This window comes from Thalassospira profundimaris WP0211 (assembly GCF_000300275.1).
Lineage (GTDB): Bacteria > Pseudomonadota > Alphaproteobacteria > Rhodospirillales > Thalassospiraceae > Thalassospira > Thalassospira profundimaris.
Genome location: NZ_AMRN01000003.1, coordinates 144971 through 157611 on the forward strand (window position 1 = coordinate 144971; position 12641 = coordinate 157611).

General features: G+C 55.6%; 13 protein-coding genes. 7 read left to right on the top strand and 6 right to left on the bottom strand.

Going from position 1 to position 12641, the window contains the following annotated elements; translation table 11 throughout:
* The first annotated feature begins 3 nt into the window (after nt 1-3).
* Nucleotides 4-615 carry an alpha-ketoglutarate-dependent dioxygenase AlkB family protein gene (locus TH2_RS07395; protein WP_008889788.1) on the top strand — a complete coding sequence of 204 codons (612 nt, stop codon included), beginning with the start codon at nt 4-6 and terminating at the stop codon, nt 613-615.
* A 116-nt stretch (nt 616-731) separates the two neighbouring features.
* Nucleotides 732-1784, top strand: a complete 1053-nt coding sequence (locus TH2_RS07400) for a LacI family DNA-binding transcriptional regulator (protein WP_008889789.1) — start codon at nt 732-734, stop codon at nt 1782-1784.
* Here the strand turns inward: TH2_RS07400 and TH2_RS07405 are convergent.
* Nucleotides 1766-2368, bottom strand: a complete 603-nt coding sequence (locus TH2_RS07405) for a DNA-3-methyladenine glycosylase I (RefSeq protein WP_008889790.1) — start codon at nt 2366-2368, stop codon at nt 1766-1768. The genes TH2_RS07400 and TH2_RS07405 overlap by 19 nt on opposite strands.
* Before the next feature lie 278 nt (nt 2369-2646).
* Between TH2_RS07405 and TH2_RS07410 the strand changes: the two genes are divergently transcribed.
* The 4 genes from TH2_RS07410 to TH2_RS07425 all read left to right on the top strand — a co-directional run bounded on the left by TH2_RS07410 (nt 2647) and on the right by TH2_RS07425 (nt 5199).
* A complete protein-coding gene (locus TH2_RS07410) occupies nt 2647-2943 on the top strand; it encodes a YggT family protein (protein ID WP_008889791.1) in 297 nt (98 codons plus the stop codon).
* Between the two features lie 37 nt (nt 2944-2980).
* Entirely contained in the window at nt 2981-3313 is a 333-nt protein-coding gene (locus tag TH2_RS07415) for a DUF167 family protein (protein WP_051007598.1), read from the top strand.
* Nucleotides 3310-4209, top strand: coding sequence for a bifunctional methylenetetrahydrofolate dehydrogenase/methenyltetrahydrofolate cyclohydrolase FolD (gene folD, locus TH2_RS07420; protein ID WP_008889793.1), 900 nt, complete (start codon nt 3310-3312; stop codon nt 4207-4209). The genes TH2_RS07415 and folD overlap by 4 nt, the downstream gene beginning before the upstream one ends.
* 219 nt (nt 4210-4428) lie before the next feature.
* Nucleotides 4429-5199, top strand: a complete 771-nt coding sequence (locus TH2_RS07425; RefSeq protein WP_008889794.1) for a hypothetical protein — start codon at nt 4429-4431, stop codon at nt 5197-5199.
* A 94-nt stretch (nt 5200-5293) separates the two neighbouring features.
* Here the strand turns inward: TH2_RS07425 and TH2_RS07430 are convergent, their stop codons facing one another.
* Nucleotides 5294-7216 carry an SLC13 family permease gene (locus TH2_RS07430; protein ID WP_008889795.1) on the bottom strand — a complete coding sequence of 641 codons (1923 nt, stop codon included), beginning with the start codon at nt 7214-7216 and terminating at the stop codon, nt 5294-5296.
* A 175-nt stretch (nt 7217-7391) separates the two neighbouring features.
* Here TH2_RS07430 and TH2_RS07435 point away from each other — a divergent pair, with 175 nt between their 5' ends.
* Entirely contained in the window at nt 7392-8636 is a 1245-nt protein-coding gene (locus TH2_RS07435; RefSeq protein WP_008889796.1) for a winged helix-turn-helix domain-containing protein, read from the top strand.
* Nucleotides 8637-8991: 355 nt separating this feature from the next.
* On the opposite strand, the gene TH2_RS07440 is transcribed toward TH2_RS07435, so the two are convergent.
* The 4 genes from TH2_RS07440 to TH2_RS07455 form a co-directional block, all read right to left on the bottom strand.
* Complete coding sequence (locus TH2_RS07440) at nt 8992-9762, bottom strand: SDR family NAD(P)-dependent oxidoreductase (RefSeq protein ID WP_008889797.1); 771 nt, start codon at nt 9760-9762, stop codon at nt 8992-8994.
* Nucleotides 9763-9840: 78 nt separating this feature from the next.
* Nucleotides 9841-10848, bottom strand: a complete 1008-nt coding sequence (locus TH2_RS07445) for an ABC transporter ATP-binding protein (RefSeq protein ID WP_008889798.1) — start codon at nt 10846-10848, stop codon at nt 9841-9843.
* Between the two features lie 39 nt (nt 10849-10887).
* Entirely contained in the window at nt 10888-11718 is an 831-nt protein-coding gene (locus TH2_RS07450) for a carbohydrate ABC transporter permease (RefSeq protein ID WP_008889799.1), read from the bottom strand.
* A 9-nt stretch (nt 11719-11727) separates the two neighbouring features.
* Nucleotides 11728-12600: a carbohydrate ABC transporter permease gene (locus tag TH2_RS07455; protein WP_008889800.1), complete on the bottom strand. Its 873-nt coding sequence runs from the start codon at nt 12598-12600 to the stop codon at nt 11728-11730.
* Nucleotides 12601-12641 lie beyond the last annotated feature (41 nt).

The following is a 12641-nucleotide window of genomic DNA, read 5'->3' on the forward strand; positions in this document are numbered from 1 at the left end:
ATCATGACCGGCGATCTGTTTGCCAATGAACCACCACGCAACCTTTTGCCCTTTGATGGCGAAGTGTTGTTGCTGCGTGACATCATGGATGCTGATGAAGCCGACAAGACCTTTGCCCGGCTTCAAAGCAACATCGTCTGGCAACAGGAAATCGCCAAACTCCACGGCAAGGAAATCCCGGTCCCGCGTCTGACCGCATGGTATGGCGAAGTCGCCTATCGCTATAGCGGGGTTTATCACCCGGCAAGCCCGTTCCCCTCTATCGTCGCCCCTTTACGCACCTTGGCCGAAGAACTGGCAGGGGCGCACTTTAACACCGTGCTGCTCAACCAGTATCGCGACGGGCGCGACAGCGTTTCCTGGCATGCGGATGACGAGGAAGTGCTGGGCGAAAACCCGGTGATTGCCAGCCTGACCTTCGGGCAGGAACGCCGGTTTCATTTCCGCCATAAGAAAACCGGTGATCGCCTCAGCATTGATTTGCCGCATAACTCGGCCCTGATCATGTCGGGTGCGACACAGCATTGCTGGCTGCATCAATTGCCCAAAACGGCGCGTCAGGTCGGACCGCGGATCAACCTGACCTTCCGCAATACCCGCCCCGAAAGCCGATAAGTGATCGTATCCTGACGTGGTAATGCGTTCTGGTAGTATCGTGCTGGTTCTGGCTATAGTGTCGGCAATTCAACTGGGTAAAGATCACACACGACAGTTTCGGGGATAAGGCACGCATGGCAAAACGCGTAAAACTTCTGGATGTCGCCAAGGCGGCCGGGGTTTCGCAAGGGACAGCCTCCAATGCGTTTGGCAAGCCTGATCTGGTCCGCCCGGAAGTCCGCGAACGCATCTTTGAAGCCGCGCGCGAACTGGGTTATCGCGGGCCGCATGTCATGGCGCGCATGCTCCGCACCGGGAAGGCGGGTGCGCTGGGTGTCGTTTTCCCCGATAATCTTGAATATGCCTTTACCGATCCGGTGGCGATTGAATTGCTGCGCGGGATCGGGCGCGAATGCGCGCGCCACGGCGTCAATGTCATGATCATTTCGGCCGAAAACCCCGAACAAGCGATTGCCGCGGTCAATAATGCCGCGGTCGATGCCTTTCTGGTGCATTGCTATTCCGATAATAACGACATCATCGCGGCCATCCAGCGCCGCAATCAGCCCTTGATCAGCATCGATACCGACATCGCCGGTGCAGCGGGGACCGTGGTGCTTGATGACTTCGCGGCGGCGAAAAATGCGGCGCGGCATTTACTCGATTGCGGCGCCTCGAAATTCGCCATTCTGTCGCTTCAGGCGACCGAGCACGATCATTTCGGCCCGATGAGCCCCAACCGTCTGGGTGCGGCCAGCCACCGGGTGGTGCGCGAACGGCTGGCGGGTTATCACGCGGCGCTTGAAGCGGCTGGCATTACTGCCAGCGATGTTGTGCATATCGAATGTGACAACCAGTCCGAACAAAGCGCGCAAATGACGACAGCGCTCCTCGCAGATCATCCCGAAATCAACGGCATTCTCGCCATGTCGGACGTGATTGCCATCGGCGCAATTGACGCCGCGCGTGCCATCGGGCGCAACGTGCCGGGCGATCTCAAGGTCATTGGCATTGATGGTATTGTCGCTGGCGAACGCACCGACCCGCCACTGACCACCATGCATCAGGATTCGGTGGAAAAAGGAAGGCTTGCTGCCGAAATGGCGCTGTCCGATGAGCCGGGCAAAACCATCACTCTTCAAACCAGCCTGTTGTTGCGCGGGTCTACTCAGGAAAGCTCGGGGTAACGGTAACAGTCGGTGGTGTGGTCCATCACGATGCCGGTGGCCTGCAGAAAGGAATAGATGATCGTGGTGCCGACAAACTTCATGCCGCGCTTTTTCAGATCCTTGGAGATTTTGTCACTAAGGTCGGTCGAAACCGGCACGTCCGACATGCGCTTCCAATGATTGATCACCGGCATTCCTCCTACAAATGACCAGATGTAGGAATCGAAGCTTCCGAACTCTTTCTGGATGGCGATGAATGTTTGCGCATTTTGAATAGACGCCGCGACTTTTAATTTATTTCGAATAATCCCCGGATCGGCCAGAAGCGCTTCCTGCTTGGCCGCGTCATAGGTCGCGACCTTGTTTACATCGAAATTGTCATAGGCCGCGCGATAGGTATCCCGCCGTGTCAGAATGGTCAGCCAACTCAAGCCCGCCTGCGCACCTTCAAGGATCAGCATTTCAAAGAAATGTCGGTCATCATGCACCGGCACACCCCATTCCGTGTCGTGATAATCAACATAGAACGGCTTGTCGGCATGGCTCAGGGCCCAGCCGCAGCGCGGGTGGTGCTGGTGGCGCAGGTGATCTTGGTTCTGCATGCTAAATCCTCCTTGTGGCGTGCGCATTCTGGCCGTGGAGCATGCGAACTCGCAAGCCGTAATCGGGGTGCGCCTGACATCTCCTGACAGTTTCTGGCAGGCGTTTTGGCAAGCCGGTTGGTGAGCATGATCACAAAGCGATGAAAACTTCCCCTCATTTGCGGCAAAATCAACGCTGTGTGCTTGCGTTAGCGGCCATTGCCGACTAGGTTTTGCTGCGTGCAAACATCTTTCCGGGCCCAAAGCATCCGTGCGCCCGGCGATTGTAAGGAGCGGCGATGCTGGCGATTTTTTGGCTTATTGACACTGTGGTGGGGATCTACATTTTCATGCTGATTGCATCTGCAATCCTGTCATGGCTTGTGGCGTTCAACGTGATCAATACCAGCAACCGGTTTGTCTATTTGGTTGGTGATTTCCTCTATCGGGTTACCGAACCGGTATTGCGCCCGATCCGGCGGATCATGCCCGATCTTGGCGGCATTGATATTTCGCCGATCATCCTGATCCTGATTTTGCAGTTCGCCAACATGCTGATCCAGACCGATGTCCGGATGGCGCTTGTCGGCTATTGATGTCTCATTCCGCCTAGTAAAATGTCTCATTTAGACAATGTCTGATCACTCGCCCGTGTTACGGTCCGAGCCATCAGGGGTTCGGCTGTTTGTTCGGTTAACACCAAAAGCATCGCGCAACGCGATTGGCGATGTGGTGGCCGACGCTGACGGGCAGCAGTGGCTTAAGGTGTTGGTGACGGCGGTGCCGGAAAACGGCAAAGCCAATCAGGCGCTGATAAAACTTTTGGCAAAAGCGGCCAAATGTCCTAAATCGTCGGTCAGGATTGTTTCCGGGCAAACTGATCGCACCAAAACGCTGCTGATCGACGGAAATCCCGAAGAGCTGATGGCGAAAATATCCCAACTCACGGGGCGGACAGACATATGAGTGACGCGAAAATCATCGACGGCAAGGCATTCGCAGCCAAACTGCGCACCGACATCACAGCCGAAGTATCGAAACTTAAAACCGAACATGGCGTAACACCGGGTCTGGCCGTCATTCTGGTCGGCGAAGACCCCGCCAGTCAGGTCTATGTCCGCAACAAGGGCAAACAAACCCTTGAATGCGGCATGAATTCCTATGAGCACAAGCTCCCGGCGGAAACCAGCGAGGAAGACCTGCTGGCCCTGATCGCCAAGCTGAATGCCGATGAAAATGTCCATGGCATCCTCTGTCAGCTTCCGGTGCCCAAGCACATCAACGAGCAGGCCATTCTGGCCGCCATCGACCCGGCCAAGGATGTTGACGGCTTCCACGTTGTAAATGCTGGCGCACTGGCAACGGGCGGCGAAGGTTTCGCGCCCTGCACGCCGTATGGCTGCCTGATGTTGCTTAAAGATACGCTTGGGGACCTGTCGGGCAAACGTGCGGTCGTGGTTGGCCGTTCGAACATCGTTGGCAAGCCGATGGCGCAACTGCTGCTGAAGGAAAGCTGCACGGTCACGATCGCGCATTCGCGTACCCGCGACCTTCCCGAAGAAGTCCGTCGTGCCGATATCGTGGTTGCCGCCGTTGGCCGCCCGAACATGATCAAGGGCGACTGGATCGCCCCGGGTGCCACCGTGATTGATGTTGGTATCAACCGCGTTGAAGGTTCTGAAGGCAAAATGAAGCTGGTCGGTGATGTCGAGTTTGAAACCGCATCCAAGGTGGCTGGTGCCATCACCCCGGTTCCGGGCGGTGTCGGCCCGATGACCATCGCGTGTCTGCTCAACAACACCCTGATTTCGGCCTGCCGAGCCAACGGCCTTGATGTGCCGAACCTTGGATTCGCGGCATAAGTTTTGGCGTCAGGTGATCGGCAGTTTTCCACTGCTTTGGAACTTAAACAAGTTTCAGCCCAATAGTGCCATTAGGTGTACTCGAAATGCCGTTACTACCAGCTTCGTAGCATAAAACGGCTTTGGGTATTCTTGGGCATGTTTCATGCTGTACTATCGATTTGAGATTGAGGCACGAAGCCATATAGAACAAAGCTACTACTTTACGGGAGCGGGAGAATGGCGGGCGAGTTTTGGTTGGGCGTGTTGCAAACTATGATCGGTTCCGCTGTGGGTTTCTTTTTCGGTATCGCAGCTTTTCATTGGCAGCAGCGTTCTCAGCTATCTAAGCAAGAGAAAGAAGAGTGGAGATCAGCACTTGATGCGCTCAATCGTCTAACTATGGCAGCTGGCGCAAATATAGAAGCACTGGCTAATAGTAAGATACATCTCATTGCGGATATGAAGCCGGAGGTGGATGCGATAAAGGCAATATCCGATGAGATTTATGAAGCCCCGAGTGAGGAACGTGCGAAGCGCGTCTCCGAATTGGTAACTCTTTCCGGGTCAATGCTTCATTTCTACATGACCTTGCCAGAAACCTCCATTATGCATCCTCCAGCGTTCTCGGAGTATTCATCCTTAAGCAAAGATATGCCGGCATTAACATTGTTTGTTCATCGTGCTGTGACGTTTACTCAGGAGCTAAACGAGTACGCTCGAACTAGAAACAATCTGATCGCTCAGCAGGCGCTAGAGAGCGATATGACCGCAGAACGAACTATTTATTACGCATCAATGTTATCAGGTATGGGCAATGCTATTTGTGAGACCACAGATAATGCGCTTGATTTTTGGTTGCTTTGTTTTGAACAAGTGAGAGCCTATATGCAGGCTAAAGCACAAGGTGAGCATGTCGTGAGCTATCAGATCGCTCCGCGAGCAATGCAGGTTATGCCGCAAGAGGAACTATTCCCCCTAATGAGACAACAGCTGGTAACGTTTGACTGAAAAATTTAGAGTAGGTCGTTAAAGTTGCGTCGCTTGAACATTTGATGTTTTCCAAGCTACCCGTTTTAACTCCGTCCAAGTAACATTCTATTCCTTACAACGGCCAAACCCATAACAACATCGGCACACCAACTGCCACAACGATGATTTCGATCGGCAGGCCAAGGCGCCAGTAGTCGCTGAAGCGGAAGCCACCGGGGCCGAGGATGAGGGTGTTGTTCTGATGGCCGATGGGGGTCAGGAAGGCGCAGGAGGCGCCAATCGCCACTGCCATCAGGAACGGGTCGGAGCTGGCATCCAGCTGGGCGGCACTGCCAATTGCAATCGGGCACATGACGGCGGCGGTGGCGGCATTGTTCATGAAATCCGAGAGCGTCATGGTGACAATAAGGATCAGGGCAAGGGCAACTGGCGCGCTTCCTTGTGCGACGGTATCGAGCAGGAAGCGCGCAATCAGATCGGCACTTCCGGTACTTTCCATGGCATTGGCGACCGGGATCAGGGCGGCCAGCAACACAACCACCGGCCAGTCGACCGCATCATAAAGGGTGCGCGGCGAGACCACACCCACCAGCAAAGTGGCAAGCACGCCAAGTGCAAACGAAATGGCGGCAGGCAGGATGCCAAAGGCCGCAAGCGCAATCGCAATGGCCATGATGGCGGTGGCCTTGACGGCCTGTGTCTTGTCGCCAAGGTTGAGCGACCGTTCGGCAAGCGGCGCGCAGCCCAGGCGATTGCCAAATTCGTTAATGGCCGCAGGCGTGCCTTGCATCAAAAGCACGTCTCCGGCCTGCATTTTCATGGTGCGCAAGCGTGACATCGAACGGTGTCCCTGACGGGACAGGGCCAGCAAGTTGATGCCATAGCGGCTGCGGATGCGGATATCGGCCGCAGATCGCCCGATGAAGGATGCGTTCGGCAGGACCACGACCTCGATCAGGGAGATATCGTCGGACTGAAGGGCCGTTTTCTTTGTATCAGAGTCCTTTTTCTCCGATTTGGAGGCGTCATCGTTTTCAGCGTCAGCCTTTGGTGCGTCACCGGATTTTTCGGCTGCCTTTTGAGCCTTTTGCGCGCGGACCTGTTCCTTGGCTTCTTCCTTTTGTTCGGCGTTGGCTTCTTCGCTGCGCAGTTCGGCTTCCAGGGTCAGCTCAAGGCCAGACAGGGCACTTGCCAATCCTTCGGGTTCGGCTTCGATCAGCAGGATGTCGTCTTGTTGCAGTTCGCGATAGGGGCTTGGTGCCGGAATGCGGCGTTCGTTGCGGATCAGGCCGATCACCTGCGCGTCCGACTTTTCAAGCTCGTCATTGATGTCGCGCATGAACATGCCGATGGCCTTGCTGCCCTCGGTGATGCGGGCCTCGGTCAAATAGGATCCGGTCTCGAACCCTTCGGCCCCGGCGCGTTGACGGGTTGGTACCAGAAAGCGGCCCAACAGAATCACAAACAGCAGTCCGGCAAGGGCGATGGCAACGCCGACCGGGCTGTAATCAAACATCGAAAAGCCTGCCCCGTTTACCTCGGCCCGAAAGCCCGAAACGATCAGGTTGGGGGGCGTGCCGATAAGCGTCGTCATGCCGCCAAGGATCGAGCCAAAGGCAAGCGGCATCAGGATTTTGCCCGGTGGCAGGTCCTGTTTGTTGGCGATCTGAAGGGCAATCGGCATCAAAAGGGCCAGTGCCCCGACATTGTTCATGAAGGCCGACAGGATCGCGGCCAGAAGGCTGAGCGCTGCCATGGTGACAAACGGGCCCGCCGATTGCGGCAGGACCGTGCGCGAAAGGGTATCAACCGCCCCTGACCTTTGCAGGGCTGATGACAGGATCAGGATACAGGCGACTGTTATGACGGCGGGATGACCAAATCCAACAAAGGCCCCGTCGGTCGGAACCAACCCCAGAACCACACAAACCAGAAGGGATGCCATCGCCACCATATCATGGCGCCAGCGGCCCCACAAAAACAGCACGACGGTGCCAAGCAGCACGGCCAGAATCATGATTTGCGGGGTGGTCATTCGGGCTGTCCTGTTTGTTGGGGCGCTTTTGTCGCGATCAGGATTGAAGCCTATGAGGGCGGCGATGCGCGGTCAAGTTCGTCCGTGCGAACGACGGCAAAATCATCCTGCCAGAATTGTCAGGAGCCTGTGTTAGCATGCACCTGTTTTTATTCGATTTTCCAAGTGTGTCCTGATGCCGATTGACAGTGCTGCCATCCCGTCCCCGACCGTTTCGATATCTGCCAAACAGGCGCGTAACCTGGCACTTGTCGGGCAGGGCTTTGCCGCCAATCCCGACCGGGATGTGACCAAGCGCCAGATCCTTAAAACCATCCGCGCGACCAATATGTTGCAGGTCGACAGTGTCAATGTCCTGACACGGGCGCATTACATGCCGATCTTTTCGCGGTTGGGCGTTTATGACCCGAAGATGCTTGATGAAATGGTCTGGGGAACGGCGCGCCAACGCAAGCTGTTTGAATATTGGGGCCACGAAGCATCGATGATCCCGGTTGAGGATTACCCGCTTTATCGTTGGCGGATGCGTGATGCCGAACGGGGCATGGGCACGTGGGGACGGATCGCGCGGGTTCAGCGCGAACAACCCGATCTGATTGACAACATCCTGCGCCATATTGACCAAGAGGGCGCGGTTGCAGCCAGTTCCCTTGAGACCGAGGGGCGTAGTAGCGAGAAATGGTGGGGTTGGTCGAATACCAAAACCGCGATGGAATATCTGTTCTGGAGCGGGCAGGTGATGGCGCGCAAACGGCGCAGCAGTTTTGAGCGCGAATATGATTTGCCGCATCGGATCATTGGCGATGCGGCACATGAACCCGACCGCGATCGGCAGGATGCGATGTGCGACCTGATCTGTCAGGGGATTGCGGCCATGGGGGTGGCAGCCGAGATTGATCTGCGCAAATATTTCCGCCTGCCAACCGATGAAACCAAGGCCTGTCTGGCGCGACTGGTCGAAGAGGGCCGGTTGTTGCAGGCCGACGTCGAAGGATGGAAACAGCCGGGTTATCTGTGCCCGAAGGTTAATCCGCGGTCACGTGCCAAGCCGACATGCCTGATGGTGCCGTTTGATCCGGTGATGTGGGAACGTGATCGGGTGGAGCGGATTTTCGGCTTTAACTACCGGATCGAGATTTATGTTCCGGCCGAGAAACGCCAGCACGGCTATTACGTTTTGCCATTCATGTTAAACGGCGAATTTGTTGCCCGGGTGGATTTGAAATCAGATCGGCAGGCCGGGGTGCTTAGAGTGCAAAGTGCGCATCTTGAAGACCATGTGAAGGCCGCCGATGTTGCCGGGCCGTTGATGGAAAACCTGCACCGCTTGGCGGTCTTTTTGGGACTGGGCGGGGTCGAAGTGATGCCCGCCAATGACTTTTCAAAGTATATAGGGTCAGCACCCATTAATTTGGTTTAAATGGTTAAACAGATTTGTGTGGATACGCGGAGCAAAGCCGTAAGAAGATATGCATCTTTCAAGGTTTTGCGACAAAGTAGCCCGTGCAAATCCGTTTAATCCGTAGGACAGGCGTTAAATTTGCAAACTCCTGCGTCAAAATCCTTGCGCGGGATACCAACCCGCTCGGCGGACTTTTCCTTGGATTTCGCAAATTTAACGTCTGCCATTCAAATCAAATTAATGGGTGCTGACCCTATCCAGCGTACCCTTAAGGTAAACGGGGCGCAGGTCCCACATCCGCGCCCCGTTTATCCGTCGAACTGGCTGACCACAAAAGCTTCAGGACAATGTGGTCATATTGTTTCACCTGGCCTTACCAGCAGGTGTAACCCCCATCTGCCAGAACGATGGACCCGGTCATCAGGCTGGAAGCATCAGAGGCAAGGAACAGGACAACCGATCCGATTTCCTCGGTCAGGCCCAGACGGGCCATCGGGGTGCCGTTGATCCATGCGTCATACATTTCCGGCTTGGATTTTACGAATTCATTGAGCGGGGTTGCGATATAGGTCGGTGCGACGGCATTGACGCGCACACCACGGTTGCCCCATTCGGCCGCCAGCGACTTGGTCAGATGATGGACCGCTGCCTTGGAGGCGTTGTAATAGGCCTGTTCCTGCGGCTTATTGACGATGAAGCCGGACATGGAACCGACATTGACGATGACGCCGTTTTTCTTTTCAAGCATCTGCTTGCCGAATTCACGGCAGCACCAGAAGGTGCCGTTCAGGTTGACGTCAATGACATTGAGCCAATGTTCATCGGTGACGGTTTCCGCCGGGGTTTCCGAACGTGCGATACCGGCATTGTTGACCAGGATATCAACGCCGCCCTGCTTGGCCATCTTTTCGGCACTTGCACGGACCTGATCGGTGTTGGTGACATCCATGATGTCAATATCAGCCGAGTAACCTTTGGATTTCAGGTAATCGCGGCCTTCTTCGGCAACACCTTCGCTGATGTCACCGATGATGACATGGGCACCGGCCTCTGCCAGAGCTTCGCAGCAGGACAGGCCGATGGCACGACCGCCGCCAGTGACATAGGCCCGACGGCCCGTAAGATCGAACTTTTTCAGATACATTTTGGACTCACAAGTGGCTTGGTTGGTAAGACGGGATCGCAATGTTTGTGGGACATCGCGATCCGGTTTTTGCACGTATCAGGATTTGGCCAGCGCCAGCCCTTGGGCATCAAAGCGATGGATGCGATCCTGTTCCGGGGTCAGGAAAATCTTGTCATGTTCGCCAAGCGGGATTTCCCCGGTGGCACGGACCGTCATCGGACCGAGACCGTCGGCTTCGACATGAAGATATGTTTCGGCACCAAGGTGTTCGGCGATCTTGACGGTGGCCGGGATTTCACCCTTTTCGGTGCTGATCGCGAAGTGTTCCGGGCGAATGCCGATTTCGTGGCAATCGTATTTTTTTGCAAGCTCCCCGCCCAGGAAGTTCATTTTCGGTGACCCGATGAAGCCTGCGACAAACTTGTTTGTCGGGTTGTTGTAAAGTTCCATCGGCTTGCCGACCTGTTCAACACGGCCCGCCTGAAGGACCACGATCTTGTCGGCCATGGTCATGGCTTCGACCTGATCGTGGGTCACGTAGATCATGGTGGTTTTCAGTTCCTGATGCAGACCGGTGATTTCGAGCCGCATGTTCACACGCAGCGCCGCATCAAGGTTGGAAAGCGGTTCGTCAAACAGGAAGGCCGCTGGATTACGGACAATCGCACGGCCAATGGCAACACGTTGACGCTGACCACCCGAAAGTGCGCCCGGGCGACGTTCGAGATAGTCGGTCAAGTTCAGGATCTTGGCCGCCGACTGGACTTTCTCTTCGATAACTTCCTTGCTTTCACCAGCCATTTTCAGGCCAAAGGCAATGTTGTTATAGACCGTCATATGCGGGTAAAGCGCATAGGACTGAAAGACCATGGACAGGCCGCGTTTGGCCGGGGCCTCGTTGGCGACATCGGTTCCGTTGATCAGGATTTTGCCATCGGTGACGTCTTCAAGGCCTGCAATCAGTCGCAGAAGCGTTGATTTGCCACAGCCCGACGGACCGACGAAGACCACGAATTCACCGTCATTGATATCAAGATCGACACCGGGAATAACATCGAGTGTGCCGAAGGTTTTCTTGACTTTTTCCAGTCGGATAGCACCCATTTTGGTGTTCCTTCTTTCCAGATTGCTATCAGGCTGCGGTTACTTGACCGCGCCGAATGTCAGACCACGAACCAGCTGTTTCTGAGAGAACCAGCCAATCACGAGAATTGGGGCAACCGCGAGCGTCGATGCCGCTGAAAGCTTCGCCCAGAACAGGCCCTCGGGGCTTGAATAGGAGGCGATGAAAGCTGTCAGCGGGGCTGCATCGGACGTTGTCAGGTTGAGCGTCCAGAAGGCTTCGTTCCATGCCAGGATGATGTTGAGCAGCATGGTCGATGCGATGCCGGGAACCGCCATGGGCAACAGCACAAAGATGATTTCCTTGGGCAGGGTTGCGCCATCCATGCGGGCCGCTTCGAGGATGTCGGTCGGGATTTCCTTGAAATAGGTGTAGAGCATCCAGACCATGATCGGCAGGTTCATCAAGAACAGAACCATGATCAGACCAAAGCGGGTATCAAGCAGTCCCCAATCGCGGAACACCAGATAGATCGGGACCAGAACGCCGACCGGCGGCATCATCTTGGTCGAGAGCATCCACAGAAGAGCGTCCTTGGTGCGCTTGGTCGGGTTAAAGGCCATTGCCCAGGCACACGTCACGGCAAAGACCAGACCCACCAGGGTGGAGCCGACCGCCAGGATCACCGAGTTCATGGCGAACTTGAAATAGTTCGAGCGTTGCTGGACCTCGGCATAGTTTTCCAGTGTCCAGTCGAACGAGATGAAGCTTGGCGGGATGGACACCGCTTCGAGTTCGGTCTTGAAGCTGGTCAGCACCATCCAGAAGATCGGGAAGAAGATCAGAAGACCCACGATCCACGCGAAGACCGAGAAGCTGACATAGCCAAGGGGTGTTTGTTTGCTTTCCATGTCGTGCCCCTATTTGTCCAGGTTCTTGCCGATGAGGCGGATCAGGAAGATCGCCACGATATTGGCCAGAATGACCGCGACAATGCCGCCGGCAGATGCGCCACCAACATCGAACTGCAACAGCGCCTGCGTATAAACAAGGAAGGCGATGTTGGTCGTTGCCAGGCCCGGGCCACCACCAGTGGTGACAAAGATCTCGGCAAAGACGGTAAGCAGGAAGATGGTTTCGATCAGAACGACCACCGTGATCGCACGGCTAAGGTGCGGTAGGGTGATATAAAAGAAGATCGCGACCGGACCGGCACCGTCCATCTGGGCGGCTTCTTTTTGATCGCGGTCAAGCGATTGCAGGGCAGTCAGCAGGATCAAAACGGCAAAGGGCAACCATTGCCAGGACACCATGATGATGATCGAGGTCAGCGGTGCATTGGTGAACCAGTCAATCGCGGGCAGCCCGAACAGGCTGGCGATCCAGGCAAACATGCCTGACACCGGATCCATCAAAAGGTTCTTCCAGACCAGCGCATTCACGGTCGGCATGATGAAGAACGGTGCGATCACCAGCAGGCGCAAGACACCGCGCCCGAAGATCGGCTGATCAAGCATCAGACCCAGAAGGATGCCACCCACCACCGTGATGACCAGAACAGACCCGACCAGCAAAAGGGTGTTGGTAAGGGACGCGAAGAACGCCGGATCTGTCAGGAAGAATTCGTAGTTAAGTGTACCGATCCACTCTTCCATTCCCGGCGACAACAGGTTGTAGCGCAGGAAGGAGAAGTAAATCGTCATGCCCAGCGGGACGGCCATCCACAAGAACAGGACGATGATCGACGGTGCGGACATGATACGCCCGGTAAGGGTCGAGGCCCGTGTCGACATGATGTGCTCCCCGAAATTGTCGTTTCGATCCTTAGGCCCTG